At 65.7% G+C, this 18,530-nt stretch carries 16 protein-coding genes; 7 read left to right on the plus strand and 9 right to left on the minus strand.

Features of this window, described 5'->3' with window-relative positions:
* Positions 1-2 precede the first annotated feature (2 nt).
* From A9762_RS19785 to A9762_RS19820, 8 genes are all read right to left on the minus strand, one after another.
* Entirely contained in the window at positions 3-1,343 is a 1,341-nt protein-coding gene (locus A9762_RS19785) for a M20 family metallo-hydrolase (protein ID WP_240493639.1), read from the minus strand.
* Positions 1,340-2,188 carry an amino acid ABC transporter ATP-binding protein gene (locus A9762_RS19790; RefSeq protein WP_069343742.1) on the minus strand — a complete coding sequence of 283 codons (849 nt, stop codon included), beginning with the start codon at positions 2,186-2,188 and terminating at the stop codon, positions 1,340-1,342. The genes A9762_RS19785 and A9762_RS19790 overlap by 4 nt, the downstream gene beginning before the upstream one ends.
* A 6-nt stretch (positions 2,189-2,194) precedes the next feature.
* Complete coding sequence (locus tag A9762_RS19795; RefSeq protein ID WP_240493640.1) at positions 2,195-2,851, minus strand: amino acid ABC transporter permease; 657 nt, start codon at positions 2,849-2,851, stop codon at positions 2,195-2,197.
* A gap of 17 nt (positions 2,852-2,868) precedes the next feature.
* Entirely contained in the window at positions 2,869-3,555 is a 687-nt protein-coding gene (locus A9762_RS19800) for an amino acid ABC transporter permease (RefSeq protein ID WP_069343709.1), read from the minus strand.
* Between the two features lie 39 nt (positions 3,556-3,594).
* Positions 3,595-4,461 carry a transporter substrate-binding domain-containing protein gene (locus A9762_RS19805; RefSeq protein ID WP_069343710.1) on the minus strand — a complete coding sequence of 289 codons (867 nt, stop codon included), beginning with the start codon at positions 4,459-4,461 and terminating at the stop codon, positions 3,595-3,597.
* A 418-nt stretch (positions 4,462-4,879) separates the two neighbouring features.
* On the minus strand, positions 4,880-5,515 hold the full coding sequence (locus A9762_RS19810; RefSeq protein WP_069343711.1) for a flavin reductase family protein: 636 nt from the start codon (positions 5,513-5,515) through the stop codon (positions 4,880-4,882).
* A 9-nt stretch (positions 5,516-5,524) separates the two neighbouring features.
* Positions 5,525-6,295, minus strand: coding sequence for a GntR family transcriptional regulator (locus tag A9762_RS19815; protein ID WP_083254123.1), 771 nt, complete (start codon positions 6,293-6,295; stop codon positions 5,525-5,527).
* 246 nt (positions 6,296-6,541) lie between these two features.
* On the minus strand, positions 6,542-7,546 hold the full coding sequence (locus A9762_RS19820) for a polysaccharide deacetylase family protein (RefSeq protein ID WP_240493641.1): 1,005 nt from the start codon (positions 7,544-7,546) through the stop codon (positions 6,542-6,544).
* A 412-nt stretch (positions 7,547-7,958) separates the two neighbouring features.
* Between A9762_RS19820 and A9762_RS19825 the strand changes: the two genes are divergently transcribed.
* The 4 genes from A9762_RS19825 (at position 7,959) to A9762_RS19840 (ending at position 14,365) form a co-directional block, all read left to right on the plus strand.
* Positions 7,959-9,107: an ABC transporter substrate-binding protein gene (locus tag A9762_RS19825; RefSeq protein WP_069343712.1), complete on the plus strand. Its 1,149-nt coding sequence runs from the start codon at positions 7,959-7,961 to the stop codon at positions 9,105-9,107.
* A gap of 94 nt (positions 9,108-9,201) precedes the next feature.
* Complete coding sequence (locus tag A9762_RS19830; RefSeq protein WP_069343713.1) at positions 9,202-10,080, plus strand: branched-chain amino acid ABC transporter permease; 879 nt, start codon at positions 9,202-9,204, stop codon at positions 10,078-10,080.
* Complete coding sequence (locus tag A9762_RS19835; protein WP_083254118.1) at positions 10,077-12,728, plus strand: ATP-binding cassette domain-containing protein; 2,652 nt, start codon at positions 10,077-10,079, stop codon at positions 12,726-12,728. Before A9762_RS19830 ends, A9762_RS19835 begins: the two co-directional genes overlap by 4 nt.
* On the plus strand, positions 12,725-14,365 hold the full coding sequence (locus tag A9762_RS19840; protein WP_069343714.1) for a gamma-glutamyltransferase family protein: 1,641 nt from the start codon (positions 12,725-12,727) through the stop codon (positions 14,363-14,365). Before A9762_RS19835 ends, A9762_RS19840 begins: the two co-directional genes overlap by 4 nt.
* Positions 14,366-14,384: 19 nt before the next feature.
* Here A9762_RS19840 and A9762_RS19845 read toward each other — a convergent pair whose 3' ends face one another.
* Complete coding sequence (locus tag A9762_RS19845; RefSeq protein WP_069343715.1) at positions 14,385-15,302, minus strand: LysR family transcriptional regulator; 918 nt, start codon at positions 15,300-15,302, stop codon at positions 14,385-14,387.
* Between the two features lie 162 nt (positions 15,303-15,464).
* Between A9762_RS19845 and A9762_RS19850 the strand changes: the two genes are divergently transcribed.
* From A9762_RS19850 to A9762_RS19860, 3 genes are all read left to right on the plus strand, one after another.
* Complete coding sequence (locus A9762_RS19850; protein ID WP_069343716.1) at positions 15,465-16,322, plus strand: LysR family transcriptional regulator; 858 nt, start codon at positions 15,465-15,467, stop codon at positions 16,320-16,322.
* Between the two features lie 195 nt (positions 16,323-16,517).
* A complete protein-coding gene (locus tag A9762_RS19855) occupies positions 16,518-17,981 on the plus strand; it encodes an efflux transporter outer membrane subunit (protein ID WP_069343717.1) in 1,464 nt (487 codons plus the stop codon).
* On the plus strand, positions 17,978-18,530 hold a 553-nt coding region (locus A9762_RS19860; protein WP_139133297.1), incomplete at its 3' end, for a biotin/lipoyl-binding protein. The genes A9762_RS19855 and A9762_RS19860, both read left to right, overlap by 4 nt.

Consider the following 18,530-nt stretch of genomic DNA (forward strand, 5'->3'; position numbering starts at 1 on the left):
GTTCAGAAGGGATGACTGAGTGTCGTGATGCAGTGTGCGAGTGCCCGGGCACCCAGCACGAGATGAGCGTCGTCGGTGGCTTCCGCCGGGTTGTGGCTGATGCCGCCCCGACTGGGGACGAACAGCATGGCCGTGGGGCAATGCTGTGCGAGATACATGGCGTCGTGGAATGCGCCCGAGGTCAGGCGCGGCACGGTGCCAAAGACCGATGTGCAGGCCTGCTCGACGTGCCCGAGGACATCGGGATGAAACGCGACCGGCGCGTGCTGGAACAGTGCGCGCGCCGACACGCCGTGCCGCACGACGCACTGCACGAGTGCGTCGTCGAAACGCGCAAGTACCGTCGGGTCGGGATGACGAAAGTCGACGGAGAACGTGACTTGCGAAGCAATCGTATTGATCGCGTTCGGCGTGACCGACCAGCGACCGAACGTCACACGCGTGTGTTCACCACCTAGCGACAATGCGATCGCTTCGAGTTCGGCGCGCACGACACAGGCCAGCGTCATGGCGTCGCGCCTTGCGGCCATCGGCGTCGTGCCCGCGTGCGCGGCCATGCCTTCGCAACGGATGTCGTACCAGCGCACGCCTTGAATGCCGTCGACGATGCCGAGCGGTGCGCCCGCCATTTCCAGCAAGGGACCCTGCTCGATATGCAACTCGACGAAGGCGCGCATCGGCGCCGCCAGCGGGCGCGCCGTCAGACCCGGCAAAGCGCGTGTATGCGCATCGATGGCGTCGGCCAGCGGTACCCCGGCCGCGTCGGTCACCGGCAGATACTGCGCCAGACGAGACGGTTCGACGTACGCGCTGGACCCCATTGCGCCGGGCTGAAACCGGGTGCCCTCCTCGTTGGTCCAGACCACCACGTCCACCGGATAATGCGTGCGGATATCGAGTGCAGCGAGCGTGGCCAGCACTTCCATACCCGCCAGCACGCCATAGCACCCGTCGAGCTTGCCGCCGGTCGGCTGGGTGTCGGCGTGGCTACCGGTCACGACCGGCGGTACGTCGTGGGCGCCGGGGCGACGAAAGAACAGATTGGCGCACGCGTCGACATGCACCTCGCATCCCAACCCGCTGGCGCGCTCGACCAGCCAGGCACGCGCGTCGAGATCGACGGGACTCAGCGCCGGGCGATCGACGCCACCGTCGACGCGCGCACCGAACGACGCCAGTGTCTGGATGCTGTCGAGCAGACGCGCCGGATCGACATGGGCGGCGACCCGGTCCGCGATGTCGCGGGTGACGTCGTCCGCGAGATGCCGGACATGACGATCAGCGTCGCCACTATCGACGCCGTGATCCCCGGCCTGATGAGACGACATCGGTGAAACGCTCATGATTGCCCCTCCACGAGACGCATGGCGGGCGCGACAGACGCGACTGATGCGACCTCGCTCCCCGGCAAACTGCGCTCGAACCACGGCTTGAGAAACTGTTGCAGACGTGGCGAGCGCGACTGACCGAACAGTTGTGCGGGCGCGCCGGTTTCCACCACACGTCCGGCTTCCATGAACACGATCCGGTCGGAGATCTTCGCGGCGAAGCTCATCTCATGTGTGACCATCACCATGGTCATGCCGTCCTGACCAAGGCTGCGAATCACGGTAAGCACCTCTTCGACCAGTTCCGGATCGAGTGCAGACGTCGGCTCGTCGAGCAGCATGACTTCCGGCTCGATCGCCAGCGCCCGCGCAATGCCGACACGTTGCTGCTGACCGCCGCTCAGCCTCGACGGATAGACGTCCGCCTTGTGATCCATGCCCACACGGCGCAGCGCGCTCATCGCCTTAGCATGCGCCTCGCGCTTGCCAATCTTTTTCGAGAGCACGAGTGGCGCGGCAACGTTCTCGACAACTGTCATGTGCGGCCAGAGGTTGAACTGCTGAAACACCATGGCGACCGGCCGCCGGACTTCCGCGATGGCGGCATCGCTGTCGCGATCGCGCTCGCTGCGTCCCGACGAGTGATAGCCCAGCAACTGGCCTTTGATCCACACTTCGCCTTCGTCATAGGCTTCGAGGAAGTTCATGCAACGCAGCAACGTCGTCTTGCCGGAACCGGACGGGCCGATCAGGGTGACGATCTCACCGCGTGCGATATCGAGATCGATACCTTGCAGCACGCGCACGTCGCCATAGGACTTGCCGACGCCACGTAGCGAGAGAATCGGGAGTTGGCTCATGGACATCTACCGAAGAAAAGGGATGAAACGCAGGGCACGGCGCGCAATCATCGCGACCGACTGCGTGAGCAGCCAGTAACCGGCGATGAGCAGCGCATACGGCAACACATAGGTGTACGTGGAGGACACGATGTCACTGGCGGTCATGGTCAGCTCGGGCACCGTGATGATCGACGCGACCGCGCTTTCCTTGATGACGAGAATGACCTGATTGGCCAGCAACGGCAGCGCGAAGGCGAGCGCCTGCGGGCATTCGATCGCGCGAAACACGGCCCAGCGGCCGATGCCGAAGGCTTGCGCCGCCTCCCGTTGCCCGCGCGCGACGCTGTTCCAGCCCGCGCGGAAGATTTCCGCGAAGTAAGCGGCGGCGTAAACGGCCAACGACACCACGGTGGCGTCGACAGCGTCGAGCGTGATGCCCAGCGCCGGCAGACCGAAGTACACGATCATCAGTTGCGAGAGATACGGCGTGCCGCGAATGAGCCACACGTACAGGCGGTACGGCAGGCCCAGCGCACGCGGGAAGCGCAGGCGTAAGGCATTCAGTAGGAAGCCGCCCGCCATGCCGAGCATTGCGGCAATCACGCTGACCTCCAGCGTGACGAGCATCGCCGCGAGATAGCGTGGAATGAGGGGCAGCATCGCCGAAATGAGATCGTTCACGAGTCGAGGCTCCGGGCTCAGGTACGGCGCGCCATACGGCGTGCCCAGACGGCGCCGGCCACCGACACCAGCGACGTGATGACCAGATAGCCGAGTGCGGCCATGGAATACACCTCCAGCGGACGGTACGTCGCAGACGCCAGTTGCTGCCCCACGCGCGTGAGATCCGTCACCGTAATGACCGACACCACGGCCGACGCCTTCACGACGTCGATCACTTCGGACACGAGCGCGGGAGACGTCAGCGCCGCGACCTGCGGCACTTCGATGCGCCAGAGCGTCTGCGAGCGCGTGAGGTTGAAGGTGCGTGCCGCTTCGATCTGCCCCCCAGGAATGGCGCGAAAACCCGCGCCGAGAATCTGCGACTGATAGGCCGCCGTGTTCAACGCAAGGCCGATCACGGCGGCGATGCTGCCGGGCCAGGTCAGCCCCAGCGCCGACGGAATGAAGTAGCACACCAGCAACTGCGCAAGCACCGGGGTGCCGCGCACGATGCTGATGTAGATACGTGCGACCCGCGAGACGACACGGCCACCGCTCGTCTCGACGAGATACAGAAACACCCCGCCGAAGAAACCGAACACCACGGCCACCGCCGAGATCCACAAGGTCGTGACCGCGCCGTCGAGCATCTGCGGCAAGTAGCCGAGACATCGGGCAAGGAGATCGGGAACGATCGTGGGAGCGAGAGCGGCAGCGTTCATGGTGTCGGGGCTGGCGAGGGGCAGACGTGTCGACCTGCGTTACATCGTGGGTTCGGGAACGGCGTCGGCCGGCACGTCCATCGTCGAGCCGAACCACTTCTGCTGGAGTTGCTTCATGGTGCCGTCACGGTTGGCACGGGCGATGCCATCGCTAAAGAGTTTGACGAGCGCGGCGCTGTCGGCGTCCTTGCGTCCGACCCACGCGAAGTAGGTCTTCGGGCCGATCGTCTGCGACAAGATCGTGAACACCCCGGGGCGCGCCTTCATCAGCGGTCCGAGATTGGCGACCGATTGCGCGACGGCATCGATGCGACCGACCGCGAGATCGGCGTAGGCTTCATCGAACGCCACGTATTGCTTGATCTGCTTGATGCCTGCACCGCCATCTGCCTTGAGCTTCTTGTCCAGCGCGATGAGTGCCTGAAGCTGCGCAGAACCGGTTTGCGAACCGACGGTCTTGCCGTTCAGATCGGTGGGCGTCGCAATGCCCTTGTCCCCTGCGCGCACGAGCACGCCGGTCGTGGCATCGGCCACCGGCACGGTGAAGGCAAAGTGGCTCGCGCGGTCCTTGTTGATCGTGACCGCCGTGACCACGATGTCGAAGCGCTTCGCATCGAGACCGGGCAACAGCCCCTGGAACGGCAGGTCGAGTTGCTTGACCTTGACGTCGGGGAGCGCCTTGAGCACGTACTGCATGAGATCGGCGTCGTACCCGACGATCTTGCCGTTCTCCACCGACTCGAACGGCGCATAACGCGCTTCGGTAGCAATCGTGATTTCCTTGTTTGACTTGACCCGGGCGAGCAGGTCGGCGGTTTGCGCCCACCCCGACGTGGCCGTCAATAGCGCGACCGAGCCGGTCAGCGTGGCCACCAGAGTGCGAATGAGAGAGAACGACTTTTGCATGATGCTCCTTGTCAGGCCAGTACTGCCGAAGGTCGGCTTTAGGAAATAAACATGAAACCCATTCAAGTCACTTGAATAAAGATCCATGAGCATGAACCGTGCCAACGTGGCGGATGACGTAGCGAAAGCCACGCCGGTATTGGCTGAGGCAGACAAAGGCGACGAGCCTTGAGGGATGGACCGGCACGCAGGCGCGTGTCGACCGGGTGCGGACATGCACCTCACGCGTGCACGACGCACCGAAAGCGGCACGATGCGCAGCAGGGTTCGCATCGATCCGACGCAGAAGAATTTGGGGACGACAACTCGCCGCTTGCGCGGACCTTCGATGGCCGCGTGGATGGCGTCTATGTGACGAGGGCGCCGGTCATCGTGATATCTCCGTGCGCCCTACGGCGTCATTGCCGTTGGAGGGGACTCACATCTCGTCGACCGCCGTCGTGGCGGTGGGCTGCCCGTCTTGCTGCTCCAGCGAGAAGCGATTGCGGGTATCGACGTAGAAGCTCGCGCCAAAGCGGCCCACGGGGAAATAGTTCTGCAAACGCACTCGCCAGGTCTGCGTGTCGATCAATTCGTCGCGTGCGTGCATGCGCTCGACGCGTCCGATGAAGATGTGGCGACTCGGGGTCTCCAGCGTCTCCCACAACGTGCATTCGAACGCCACCGGCGCCTCGGCGATCCGGGGCGGCGCGACGAGACTGCTCGGCACCGGCGTGAGCCCCGCGTGCGCCAGTTCGCTCTCGCTCGGCGGCAGACGCTCCCCGCACGCGTGCATGCGGGCGGTCATCGCTTCATCCGTCAGATGCACGACATACTCGCGGTCGCGCAGGATATTCGTCGCCGTGTCCTTGAGTGTGTCATCGTCGAGCCGGTTGATCGAAAGCATCACGATCGGCGGTTCCTCGCCGAGCATGTTGAACATCGAAAACGGTGCGGCGTTGACGGTGCCCCCGTCGTTGATCGTGGTGACGAGGGCAATCGGGCGCGGCACGATCAGGCTCGCCATCAGCTTGTAACGCTGATACGCCGTGATTTCGCGGAAGTCGATTTCCATGCGATCTCCTCAGGCACGCTTACGGCCGGCGCGTTTGACCGCGGGCGTGGACGGGGACGATGAAGGGGATGGAGGCGGCATCGTGTCCTGGGCTGCCGCGACCTCCGGCAAGCCGAGCAGCGACGCCAGACTCTTCTGCCCGCGCATCCGGGTCGTCTCGATACGACGCTCAAGTTCTTCGAGGTGCGACTGCATCCGGGCAATGGCGCCGGGGGCGTCGCGCTGCTCGATGCACGCCACGATCGCGGTGTGTTCGTCGTGCTCGCACGGCGCGTAACCGGGTGGCTCGTACAGCCCCACGATCAGCGAGCATCGCGAGATCAGCTCGGTGAGATAGCGCAGCAACACGGCATTGCCCGCGAGCGCCGCCACACGCAGGTGAAAATCACTCGCCAGACGCGCCCACGACGGCTGATCGAAACGGTGCATCGCATCGTGCTCGGCGTCGAGCTGACGGCGCAGCATGACCAGGTCGTCGTCGGTCACCCGCGACACCGCCAGTTCGACCAGCGAGCGCTCCAACGCGCGCCGCGCTTCGAAGATCTCCCGCGTTTCCTCCGGTGTCGGCTCGGCAATCACGGCGCCCTTGTTCGGTCTGAGCGTGACGATGCCGTCGTGCGCCAGACGCTCCAGCACCCGCCGCACCACCGCGCGTCCGACGTCGAACAGCTGGCAAAGCTCCGGCTCGGGCAGCTTCGTGCCGGGCGTGAGGCGATGCGCGAGCACACCGTCGACGATGGTGCGGTAGATGTGCGTCTCGATGCGCGTCTCAGCGCTCATCGCCTCATCGTTCGCGACCGGCAGGTGCAATGAGAGAAGACGGGTTTCGGTGTCACCGTCGTGGGCCGAAGGGGCAGTGGGGGCTGTAGGGGCCGCTGAGCGGCGCGCACGGGAAACAGGCTTGTCTGCGGGCATGACGGGCGTAGTGGGCAAGGACGATGAAGGCACTGAGAGCACTAAAGGGAGTAGAGACGACGTCCCACAGTCGGGACACGCCGGGCAATAGGATTTGAGTGTCACGCTGGCTCACCCCCTGACGGCGGCCGGCTCGGCGACGCTGACGGACGCCACGTGCGCGGCGATGTCGCCCGGCGTCGCCACCCAGATCTCGCCGCGCTGCGCAGCCTGCGCGATGGGCGTGAGCACGCGTCGCAGATGCCGCAGGCGGTAAGGCTGCCCGACCAGATAAGGGTGCAGAGCAATGCCCATGACCAGCGACTGGCCTCGCGTCGGATGCTCCGCCTGAGCGTACATCTCGTCGAAGTTGTCCGCAATCATGTCGGCAAACGCCGCGCCGTCCATCTGGCGGCCGATGATCATCGGAATATCGTTCACCTCCTGCGGATAAGGCACCGACCACAGGGTCCCGTGCGCCGTTCGCATGCGCACCGGACGGTCGTCGTGACACCAGTTCAGCGTATAGCCATAGCCGGTGCGCACCAGCAGATCCGGCGTGTGATGCGTCTCCGAGATCCAAGGCGAAAGCCATCCCGACGGCGTGTAGCCCGTCGCTTCCGTCAATCGCGATCGGCAGTGTGCCAACAGCTCCCGCTCGTGCGCGTACTCGAAATCGCTTTGCCGATGGGCGTTGGTGTGACCGTGACCAATCAGCTCATCGCCGCGCGCCACGCAGGCGTGCACGAGTTCGGGACAGTGATCGAGCAACGACGTGTTGAGCACGACACCCGCGCGCATCGCGAGATCGCCGAACAGATCGAGGCATCGCCATGCGCCGACCCGGTTGCCGTACTCGCGCCAGCTGTAGTTGAGCACGTCGGGCTGCGGCGAGACCGGGCCGAGATTCGCGCCCAGCCCTTCCCCGAACGCGAAGTGCTCCAGATTGAAGCCGAGATAGACGGCGAGTCGCGCACCGTTGGGCCAGCGATACGTATCGCGCGCCGTGATCGGCAGATAGTCGAAGCGATCGTGCGAGCGCAGTGTGCCGAAGCGCGCCTCGCGAACGTCGGGCGCATCGCGCACGTCGGTGGTCGCGAAATCGTCAGGTGATGAAAGCGGCAAGGTCAGAGTCATCGTGTGTCGTCTTGAAACATTCGCGCACCGCCACAGTGCGGGCGCGTTCCGAGTTGGCGCAAAACGCATCGTCAACGAACGTCATACCCAATCGTTCGCAATTTCGATGCCAGATCGTCAACACCTTGGCGTGCATATCGTGTGACGCCATTCATCCGAAATGTCGACGAGGTGGCATGCCTCTTGCGTACGGCGGGGACATAGCGGGTCGTGCCCGTTGCCGGGATGCCCGACCATCCCTTCCCTTCGCATCCGATGTGTCGCTTCGACATGTCACATGTCATCACGGAGATTGCTCATGCCTGCCTCTGCCCGTCACAACGCCGTCTGCGCCACTACCCCATCCATCCCTGCCGCCCCCTCCCGCCGTCGCTGGCTTCGCGCCGGCGCCGTCGCACTGGCGGCTGCGGGCATGGTCGTGAGCGCAGCGGGCTACGCCGCAGACACCATCAAGATCGGTCTCGTCACAGCGCTCTCCGGGCAGTCGGCACGTGCCGGTGAAGCCCTGACGCGCGGCATGACCATCGCCATCGATGAAATCAATGCGAGCGGCGGCGTGCTCGGCGGACGCAAGCTCGAACTGGTGCGTCGCGACGACGAAGGCAACCCCGCCAAGGGCGTGCTGGCCGCGCGCGAACTCATCTACAAGGACAAGGTGGCCGTGCTCTTCGGCGGTCTGGATACGCCGGTCTCCATGGCCATCGTGCCTATCGCCAATCAGGAGAAAGTGCCGTTCATGGGACCGTGGGCCGCCGGTACGCCGATCACCCACAACGGCGCCAATCCGAACTATGTGTTTCGCGTGTCGGCTGTCGATGAAATCGTCGATGGCGCCATGGTGAACTACGCGCAGCAGAACTTCGGCGCGAAGAAGCTCGGCCTGATTCTCGTGAACAACCCGTGGGGTGAGTCGAACGAGAAAGGCATCGTCGCGGCACTCGCGGCGAAGGGCATGAAACCGGCGGCCGTCGAGAAGTTCGAGGCGACCGACGTGGACGTCACGCCGCAACTCGGACGCCTGAAGGCCGCAGGCGCCGACACGCTGCTGATGGTGGGCAACGTCGGACCGTCGGCACAGGTCGTGAAGTCGCTCGACCGCATGGGCTGGAAGGTGCCCATCGTCTCGCACTGGGGTCCGGCGGGCGGACGCTTTACCGAATTGGCCGGCCCGAACGCGAAGACCGTGCATTTCGTGCAGACGTATAGCTTCTTCGGCGCGACGTCGCCAGTCAGCACGCGTGTCGTCGCTGCGCTCAAGGCCAAGTATCCGGACATCAAGGGGCCGGACGACATCACGCCGGCCGTCGGTGTCGCCAACGCCTATGACGCCATGCGCCTCACGGCCCTGGCCATCGATCGCGCAGGCTCGACCAATGGCGACGCCATTCGCACCGGCTTCTACAAGATCGACCGCTACGAAGGCCTCATCAAGACGTACGTGAAGCCCTTCAGCGAGCAGCAGCACGACGCCCTGTCCGCGCAGGACTACGTGTGGGCACAGTTCATCGACAACCGTATCGTGCCGGTGACACCGACGGGCGCGAAGGTCGCCGCGAAGTAAGCAGGCCATCAGCAAAACACATCGACCGGACGAATTCGTCACACGACACCGGCAATGAACGGGCGCCACCGCGTGGCGTCCCGGAGGACATCTCATGCAATGGATCTCGGCGCTCGTCGCCGGCCTTGGGCTCGGTAGTATGTACGGCCTCATGGCGCTCGGCTTTCATCTGACGTTCGCGGTGAGCGCAACGGTCAACTTCGCGCAAGGCAGCTCGATGATGCTGGGCGCCGTGCTCGCCTACACATTCGCGCAGACGCTCGGGTGGCCGATGCCGCTGGCCATCGTCGCGGCGCTGGCGCTCTGCGCCGTCTACGGGCTGGTGGTCGAACGGCTCGCCGTTCAGCCGTTCGTGCGGCGCGGATCGAGCGCGTGGCTCATGGCGACGGTGGCGCTGGGCATCGTGCTCGATAACGTGGTCATGCTGACGTTCGGTACGGAACCGCGCAGCCTGCCCTCGCCGCTCGCGCAAAGCTCGCTGCACATCGGCGATGCCGGTCTCGGCGTCTATCCGCTGCAATTGCTGATCCCGGTGGTCGGTCTGGCGCTCGCCGCCTCGTTGCATTACGTGTTGCGCCGCTCGCGCTGGGGTGTCGCCATGCTCGCCGTGGTGCAGAACCGCGACGCCGCACGGCTCATGGGCATTCCCATCCAGCGCACGATCGCAGGCGCGTTCGCCGTCTCGACGTTACTCGCCGGTATTGCGGGTGTGCTGATCGCACCGCTCTTCAACGTGCAGGCGGACATGGGCACGGTCTTCGGTCTCAAGGCATTTGCAGTGGCGATTCTCGGCGGCTTGTCGAGCGCCTGGGGGGTGATGATCGCCGGTCTGCTGTTCGGTGTGACCGAAGCGATGATCACGGCAACGCTCGGGTCGAGCTACACACAAATCATCACGTTCGGGCTGGTCATCGTGTTGCTGGCGATGCGTCCCGACGGCATGTTCGGTCGCGCGGAGGTGCGTAAGGTATGAGCGATTCTTCTTTGCGGCTGGCATCGCAATCCTCGCCGGTGTCGGCAACGACGGGGCGTCGATTGTCGCGCGACGCTCGCGACGGTCTGGCCCTCAGCGCCACACTCGCTGTCGCGTTGCTGGCGATGGCCGGTGCCGCCTGTGTGGTGAACGGCTACTTCGTCGTGGTGATCGCCGGCGTCGCGCTGCTCGCCATCTGCGGCGTGGGTCTGAATCTGTTGCTTGGACTGACGGGGCAAGTGTCGTTCGGCCACGTCGGGTTCTATGCCATCGGCGCCTACGCGGTGGCGATTCTGACCACGCAGGCGGGCTGGCCGTTCTGGCCGGCATGGCTCGCGGGGGGTGTGATCGCGGCACTGACCGGCGGTCTGCTGGCGCTCCCCGCGCTGCGTGTGCGCGGGCCGGGACTGGCCATGGTGACGATCGCCTTCGGGTTCATCGTCGAGCACGGCGCCGTCGAATGGCGCGGCCTGACGGGCGGTCAGAACGGGTTGATGGGCGTGATGCCACCAGGCATCTTCGGTATCGCAGGCAGCGAACGTGTCGTCGCCGTCGCAGCGCTGGCGGTGCTTGCGGTGGCGTTGCTGGTCTACGCGCGCGTGTCTCGCGGTGCGTGGGGAGCCGCCATGCGCGCCGTGCGTGACAGCGAAACGGCAGCGGCGTCGATCGGTATCAATCCCCTGGTCGTGAAGGCGGTAGCGTTCGCGTTCTCGGCCGCACTGGCGGGTCTCGCGGGTGGACTCTTCGCGCCGTTGCAGGGCATGGTCACGCCGGGCATGTTTTCCTTCCTCCAATCGATCCTGTTCGTCCTCGTCGTGATGATCGGCGGCGCGGGCACGATTGCCGGGCCGGTCGTCGGCGCGGTGATCGTCGGACTGCTGCCCGAATTTCTCGCGAGCCTCGAGAACCTGCGTCTGTTGTGTTTCGGCGTACTGCTGCTGGTCGTGTTGTGGGGGGCGCCCAATGGCGTGATCGGTGTGCTCGGGAAATGGTGGACGTCGCGGCGCGGTGGCCCGTCGGACGACGTGGGTGCCGGGGCTGCGTCAGCATTGACCTTGCCTGTGCTCGCGACATCACGACGCAAAGGCCTTGCCGCGCATGGACTGGCGATGACGTTCGGTGGCGTAAAAGCCGTTGCCGACCTCTCCTTCGAACTGCCGCCCGCACGGGTGACGAGCCTGATCGGTCCGAACGGGGCCGGCAAGTCGACCGTCCTCAATATGCTCTCGGGCTTCTATCGGCCGCTGTCGGGCACCCGCGCCCTGGGCGCGGACGATCTCCCGGCCAGGGGCGCCTGCGACAGCGCGCGGCACGGCGTGGCGCGCACGTATCAGACGTCGCAACTGTTCGGCGGCATGAGCGTGCTCGATAACGTGACGCTGGCGTTGAGCGCAGGGCGGCTTGGCGGGTTGCTCGGTGTCGCGCGCATGCAGGGCAAGGCGCACCGCGACGAGGCACGAGCGCTGCTGCGGGCGTGCGGCTATCACGGCGACGTCGATCTGATGGCCGCCGATCTTGCGCACGTCGACCGACGTCTCGTGGAGATCGCACGGGCACTGGCAACGCGCCCGAGTGTGTTGCTGCTCGATGAACCCGCCGCCGGGCTGTCGACGCAGGACAAGACCCAATTGGGCAGATTGCTGCGGCAGATCGCGGAGAGTGGCGTGGCCGTCGGTCTCGTCGAACACGATATGTCGCTGGTGATGGGCGTGTCGGACGGGATCGTCGTGATCGACGCGGGGCGCTTCCTCGCGCAAGGCACGCCGACGGCGATTCGTCACGACGAGCGCGTGCGGCAGGCGTATCTCGGTGCCGCCGCGACACCGGTGGCGGACGCAGCGCAGACCGACACACCGGACGAGCCGATCGAACGAAGTGCATCGGCCTCGCCCGAAGTCCTTGGCGTCGGCAAACTGACGGCGGGCTATGGCGCAGCGCCGGTACTACACGACGTCTCGATTCAGGTGCGTGACGGCGAACTCGTCGCCCTGCTCGGCGCCAATGGCGCGGGCAAGTCGACCCTCATGCGGGCGCTGGCGGGTCTGCATCGACCCGTGAGCGGCGGCATCACGTTCAACGGGCGCGACCTGTCGCGTCTGGAGGCTGCGAAGATCGCCGCATTGGGGGTCGTGCTCGTGCCTGAGGGGCGTCAGGTCTTCCCGGAGCTTTCCGTGCTCGACAACCTGCGGCTCGGCGCGTTTCCGTGCGGACGTCTGCCACGCGCGGCGCTCGAGAACCGCATCGAACAGATGTTCACACGCTATCCGCGTCTTCGTGAACGTCAGCACCAGCGGGCAGGGCTACTCTCCGGCGGCGAGCAACAAATGTTGGCGATTGCGCGGGCGTTGATGTCGTCGCCTCGCGTGCTGCTGCTCGACGAGCCCTCGCTCGGCCTCGCCCCGAAGGTCATCGCCGAGTTGTTCGCGTCGCTCGACGCGTTGCGACGCGAATCGCTGTCGATGCTGCTCGTCGATCAGATGGCTGCCATGGCCTTGTCGATTGCCGACCGGGGATACGTGCTCGAAGAGGGGCGTGTGACGGTGAGCGGCCCGGCGAGCGAACTGGCGGGCGATGCGCGTCTCGCAGCGGCGTATCTTGGCGGCGGGCACGAAGCAGATGTTTCGGGAATGACAGGAGCGGCAGCATGACAGCGCGCGACGAAGTCCCCATCGTGTCGACGGGATCGGCGAGCGGCCGCGCCGGGCTGGTGACGAGTCCGCACACGCTGGCCAGCGCCGCCGGTCGCGACGTGCTGCAACAAGGCGGCAACGCCATCGAAGCCGCGATCGCTATTGCGGCAATGCTGTGCGTGACGATGCCGCATTTCACCGGGCTGGGCGGCGACGGCTTCTGGCTGGTCGCCGACGGCACGTCAGACGCCGCAGCGCCACTCGCCATCTCCGGTATCGGGCAAGCGGCACGCCATCTGCCACCGGCCTTGTGTCGGGGCGATGTGATCCCCGTGCGCGGGCCGGCTTCCACGTTGACGACGGCAGCCACGGTCGCGGCATGGGAGGCCGCTTACCGGGTGAGCCGCGAACAATGGGGCGGCACGTTCACATGGGCCGCTCTGCTTGCACCGGCCATTGCAGCGGCCGAAGACGGCTTCCCCACTGGCCGCTCGCAGGACTTCTGGTACACGTACCGTGCCGAGGAGATGCGCGACGCGTCAACATGGCATGGCTTCGCGCCGACGTTCCTGCCAGACGGTCGCGCACCGGCCGTCGGAGAGCGGTTTCGGCAACCGGCGTTGGCGTCGACATTGCGACGACTCGCCGACGGCGGGCCGCGAGAATTCTACGAAGGTGAGTTGGCCGCGCGTCTGGCCGACGGCTTGCAGTCGGCAGGCTCCCCCCTCACGCGGGAAGACCTTGCCTCGACACGCGTGCACGTTTCGCCCGCACTCACGATGCCCTACGGCGATGGTGTGCTGGCCACACTGCCCCCGCCCACACAAGGCGTGACGACGCTCCAGATCATGGGGATCGTCGCGCGTCTTGGCCTGAAAGACTGCGCACATGGCAGTGCGACGTACTACCACCGTCTGGTCGAGGCGGTGAAACAGGCGTTCCTCGATCGCGACCGATACGTCGCCGATCCTGCATTCGTGGACGTGCCACTCACGACGATGTTGTCGGACGAACATCTTCGTGCCGCGGCCTCACGCATCGACGATCACAGGGCACTTGAATGGCCCCAACGGTTTCGCGAAGGCGATACGGTGTACTTCGCCGCGACGGATGCGGCCGGTCGCGCCGTCAGCGTGTTGCAGACGATCTATTTCGACTGGGGCAGCGGCGTGATGGCCGGGGATACCGGTGTGCTGTGGCACAACCGGGGGGCCGCGTTCCGTCCCTCCGGTAGCACTCACCCCAATGCCCTGATGCCCGGCAAGCGTCCGTTCCACACGCTCAATCCCGGTATGTACCTCAAGCACGGCCTGGCACGGTTGCTCTACGGAACGCAGGGCGCAGACGGTCAGCCGCAGACGCTGAGCGCCTTGCTCACACGACTGATCGACTACGGGATGACGCCGCAGGAGGCGCTATCGCATCCCCGCTTCCTGCTCGGCCGGACGTTCTCCGACAGCCGGGACAACCTCAAGCTGGAAAGCGACGCCGGGGAGTCCGTCTTCAAGGCGCTGACTGACCTCGGTCACCTTCTTGCGCCGTTGCCCCGTCACAGTCCGCTGGCCGGTCAGGCCGGTGTCATTGCCATCGCCGACGACGGCCTCGCCACCGGCGCACACGACCCGCGCAGCGACGGGGCCGCAATGGCGGCGTAGTCTGCGGGCGAGACGAACCTCATCGGGGACGCTTGCGGACTTCGTTCCCGTGCTGGCAGAGGCGATGGATCAAACGGCGCAAGGCCTGATGCCCCGAATCGGCATTGAATCGCGGATGCCACGCTTGCGAGATGGTCACTTGCGGTGTCGTCACCGGCAGGCTTCTCGAGGCCATGCCCTGCCGGGAATGCTGCGTCAGGCGATCGGCCACGGTGGCGACGAGATCCGTCTCGCGCGCAATCGCCAGCGCCTCCATGAAGGTCGGCGCGACGGCCTGCACGCGTCGGGACAAGCCATGCTTGCCGAGTTCGATATCGACGGGACCGTTCAGCAGGCCTCGGCGCGAGACCGTCACGTGGCCGAACTTGACGAAGTCGTCCGGCGTCAACGCCTTGCGGCGCGCGAGCGGATGGCCTTCACGGAAGACGGCGACGAACCGATCGTTGAGCAGCGTCTGCCGGACAATCTCCGGCCCCAGATCGTCGATGACGCCAATGTCCAGATCGATCAGCCCTTCGCGCAAAGCCACGATGTCCTGCTTGCCCTGCGCCATGAAACGAATCGTCACGAGCGGCGCTTCGTCCTGAAGCGCGCGCAGCAGATCCGACCCGATGGTCGAGATCGCCCCGTCATCGGCACGGATCGTGAACGTGCGGCGCAACTCTTTGAAATCGAACGATTCCGTGTGACGTAGCAAGGCGCCCGCCTGCTGGACCACATCGTGTACGCCGTCGCGCAACGCCTCGGCGCGCGGTGTCGGCACCAGCCCTCGCCCGGCACGCACGAACAGCGGATCGCCCACCATTTCTCGTGCCCGGTTGAGCGTGCGGCTCATCGCCGGCACGCTCAATCCGAGACGTTCGGCAGCGCCCGTCACGCTCCCTTCCGACAGCAGCGCATCCAGCGCAATCAGCAAGTTGAGGTCGATGGATTGCATATTTTGCAACTATAAGTTTGCTTTCAGTCTATTTTCGCAAGTCTGAAAATCATCGACGATTCCTCCACCGAAAGCAAGATCGCACGTCACCGCCGATATGGCGCATGACTTGCGATCGGACATGCCCCGTCATGTCGGCTACGAACCAGTGAAGGAACGATCATGGACCGCTTCGATGCGATGAGAGTCTTTGTCCGCGTTGTCGATGTCTCCAGCTTTACGCGTGCCGCTGATAGCCTCGATATGGCCATACCGACGGTGTCGCGGCTGGTGAGATGTCTGGAAACGCAAACGCGCGTGCGCCTGCTGAACCGGACGACGCGAAACGTCAGTCCCACTGACGAAGGCCGCGCCTACTACGACGCCTGTGTGCGCGTGCTGCAACAGATCGACACGATGGATCAGCAGGCGGCGAGCGCCGGTCAGGCCCCCGAAGGGCGCGTCAAGGTCGCGCTACCGGCCGCGCTCGCGAAGCACGTGCTGATTCCGGCATTGCCGTCGCTGCTCGACAAGTATCCCAAGCTCGATGTGGATATCGTCGTGTCGACCAATCCGGCCCTGCTCGCGCAGAACGCCGTCGACTGTGCAGTGCGCATCGGCGACATCGCGCAGACCTGTGTCGTCGCCCGCGACGTGGGACGGGTGACACGGATTCTGTGCGCGTCGCCGCGATATCTGAGCCGTGTGGGGCGTTCGGGCATGGCATCGACCACACAGACGACGTCGAACCGCGTGCAGGTCGACGATGACGAGGCACACATGGCGTGCGCGCTGTCGGGCCTCGGGATGACGTCGGGTTACGGCTTCATGCTGCGCCCGTATCTGGAATCAGGCGCGTTGCAGCAAGTCGCGTCCGGACATCGCGAACCGTCGGATCCCGTTCGCGTCGTCTATTACCCGAACCGGCATATGTCCGGGAAGTTGCGAACGTTCATCGACTGGCTTCGCGTAGTGCTCGAAGACGCCATCCGGGCGTCGGAGCGCCCGCTGGCTTCCGTCCGGGAACCCGCACTGACCTGACAGGCCTCCCCGTCTGCTTTTTACGCCGCAGGGCCCCTGCCCTCGCGTCGCCAACTTCACCGGAGAAACAAAATTACTTTCCGTCACCCTACAGGGTGCGCGCGTTCACGCGCGCACCGGCGGGCTTGCGCTGCCGTCGCCCGCGCCCCCGGCAGTTCTCATCGCACCCGCATACCGTGCGCGCTGCGCACCCTGGTGAGCGGCAGCATCATCGTCGCGCTGCTCGCCGGATGTGCGAGCGGCAATGACGATTCGGCGTCGCGACAGCCGCTCGACCTGCAAACGCTGCACGCCGGAGACGATATCTCCGAGGCGCATCGCCGGGCCGACGCCGCCGATGCGCCCACGGCCGCACTCGATACGTCCGCCTGGTGGCGCGTTTTCGGCGATGACCAGTTGACGTCGCTCATGGCGCTCGCCGCGCAGAGCGCGCCGTCGATACATGCCGCACAGGCGCGGTTGCGGCAAGCAGAAGCGGCCGGTGAGGCGGCCGCGGCCGATCGTTATCCGCGTGTCGATGGCGCAGCGTCCGCAACAGCCGATCGATTTCCCAATCACTACACGTTCCCGTCGCCGTACGCGGGCAACTACGGCAGTCAGGGATCTCTCGGCATCAGCCTGCAATACCACCTGGATTTCTGGGGAAAGTGGCGCGACGCGGCGCATGCCGCCGAGTGGCGGGCGCGCGCAGCCGAGTTCGAAGCGGCAGACGCACGTCTGGTGCTTCAGACTTCACTCGCCGCCGCGTATCTCCGGCTCGACGCCACCTATCGCCTGCGCGACGTCGCCGAGCAGGGACGCGCGCGGCGCAACGGCCTGATCGCCGTGCTGAGCGAGCGTCGGCGCGCCGGGCTGGAGACGGACATCGGTCTCGTGGCGTCGGAAGATGCCGTTTCGCTCACGCGTGCCGAGATCGCCCGATACGACGCGCAGATTGCCGGTCATCGTCACATGATCGCCGCACTGCTCGGCCAGTCGCCGGCGTTCGCCGACACGCTGGCGCGCCCGCATGTCCGGCCCTCGGCCGACCCCGCGCCGGTCTCGAACCTGCCCGCGGTGTTGCTGGGCTACCGCCCGGATGTGGCTGCCCGGCGCAGCGCCGCAGAAGCGGCGGCCAAAGACATCGGCGTGGCGCGTGCCGCCTTCTATCCCGACGTCGACCTGAGTGCGTTCGCGGGACTCCAGAGTCTGGGCCTCGGCTACCTGCTGCGCGCCGGAAGCACTTCTGCGCAAATCGGCCCCGCCATCACGCTGCCGATCTTCGAAGGCGGTCGCCTGCGCGCCAATCTGCGTGGCCGCGTCGCCGAATACGACGCGGCGGTCAGCGCCTACAACGCGACCGTAGTGAACGCGCTTCAGCAAGTCGCCGACGCCGTCGCCACGCTGAAAGCGGCACGCACCCGACAGGACACCGCACGCGGGTCGAACGGCCATTGGATGCGCGTCGTCGCGCTGCATCGGCTTCGTCAGCAAAGCGGGTTGTCCGACGCTCGCGACCTGCTGAACGCGCAAACCGCGCTGCTGCTCAGTCAACGCCGCGAAGCCGAGGCCGATGCCGACGTTGCCGAAGCGCAGATCGCCCTCATTCGTGCACTCGGCGGTGCGTGGTCGCCCAGCGCCGCCCCCCAGACATTTACGATTTCACAACGACAATCATGACCGAAAGCAAAACCAACACCCCCACCTCGGCCGATCTCGCGGCCGACACCTCCGCCACTCGCCGCAAGCGGCTCGGCATCGTCGGCGGTGTAATCGTTCTTACCGGCATCGCCTGGGGCGTGTGGCATGTCGTGCAAGGCGACGATGCCCGCACGACCGACGACGCCTACGTCAACGGACATGTCGTCGCCATCACACCGCAAGTGGCAGGAGCCATCTCGCAAGTCTTCGTCGACAATGCCGATCGGGTGCTTGCCGGTCAGACGCTTGCCGAGATCGACGCGAGCGACGCGCACATTGCGCTCGATGCCGCACAGGCAGAGCTGGGCCAAACGGTGCGACGTGTACGCGCCTTGTTCGCCGCCGATGCACGGGCGGCAGCCACGGTCGCACTCAGGCAGGTGGAACTCGATCGCGCCAGATCGGATCTGTCGGCCCGCCAGCAGATCGTGGCGCAAGGCGCTGTCACGCAGGAAGAAGCGCGCCATGCGGGCGATGCCGTGCGCATGGCGGAAGCCGCATTGCAAGCGGCGGTGCAGGCGCGCGCGG

Source organism: Pandoraea sp. ISTKB (assembly GCF_001721285.1).
GTDB lineage: Bacteria > Pseudomonadota > Gammaproteobacteria > Burkholderiales > Burkholderiaceae > Pandoraea > Pandoraea capi.

What these genes read in the sequence shown, in the direction of transcription:
- A9762_RS19825 (WP_069343712.1), top strand. Translation starts at nt 7,959, where the DNA reads ATGGTCGTGAGCGCAGCGGGCTACGCCGCAGACACCATCAAGATCGGT.
- A9762_RS19815 (WP_083254123.1), bottom strand. Translation starts at nt 6,295, where the DNA reads ATGAGCGCTGAGACGCGCATCGAGACGCACATCTACCGCACCATCGTC.
- A9762_RS19845 (WP_069343715.1), bottom strand. Translation starts at nt 15,302, where the DNA reads ATGCAATCCATCGACCTCAACTTGCTGATTGCGCTGGATGCGCTGCTG.
- A9762_RS19810 (WP_069343711.1), bottom strand. Translation starts at nt 5,515, where the DNA reads ATGGAAATCGACTTCCGCGAAATCACGGCGTATCAGCGTTACAAGCTG.
- A9762_RS19785 (WP_240493639.1), bottom strand. Translation starts at nt 1,343, where the DNA reads ATGAGCGTTTCACCGATGTCGTCTCATCAGGCCGGGGATCACGGCGTC.
- A9762_RS19840 (WP_069343714.1), top strand. Translation starts at nt 12,725, where the DNA reads ATGACAGCGCGCGACGAAGTCCCCATCGTGTCGACGGGATCGGCGAGC.
- A9762_RS19800 (WP_069343709.1), bottom strand. Translation starts at nt 3,555, where the DNA reads ATGAACGCTGCCGCTCTCGCTCCCACGATCGTTCCCGATCTCCTTGCC.
- A9762_RS19805 (WP_069343710.1), bottom strand. Translation starts at nt 4,461, where the DNA reads ATGCAAAAGTCGTTCTCTCTCATTCGCACTCTGGTGGCCACGCTGACC.
- A9762_RS19790 (WP_069343742.1), bottom strand. Translation starts at nt 2,188, where the DNA reads ATGAGCCAACTCCCGATTCTCTCGCTACGTGGCGTCGGCAAGTCCTAT.
- A9762_RS19835 (WP_083254118.1), top strand. Translation starts at nt 10,077, where the DNA reads ATGAGCGATTCTTCTTTGCGGCTGGCATCGCAATCCTCGCCGGTGTCG.
- A9762_RS19820 (WP_240493641.1), bottom strand. Translation starts at nt 7,546, where the DNA reads ATGACTCTGACCTTGCCGCTTTCATCACCTGACGATTTCGCGACCACC.
- A9762_RS19850 (WP_069343716.1), top strand. Translation starts at nt 15,465, where the DNA reads ATGGACCGCTTCGATGCGATGAGAGTCTTTGTCCGCGTTGTCGATGTC.
- A9762_RS19830 (WP_069343713.1), top strand. Translation starts at nt 9,202, where the DNA reads ATGCAATGGATCTCGGCGCTCGTCGCCGGCCTTGGGCTCGGTAGTATG.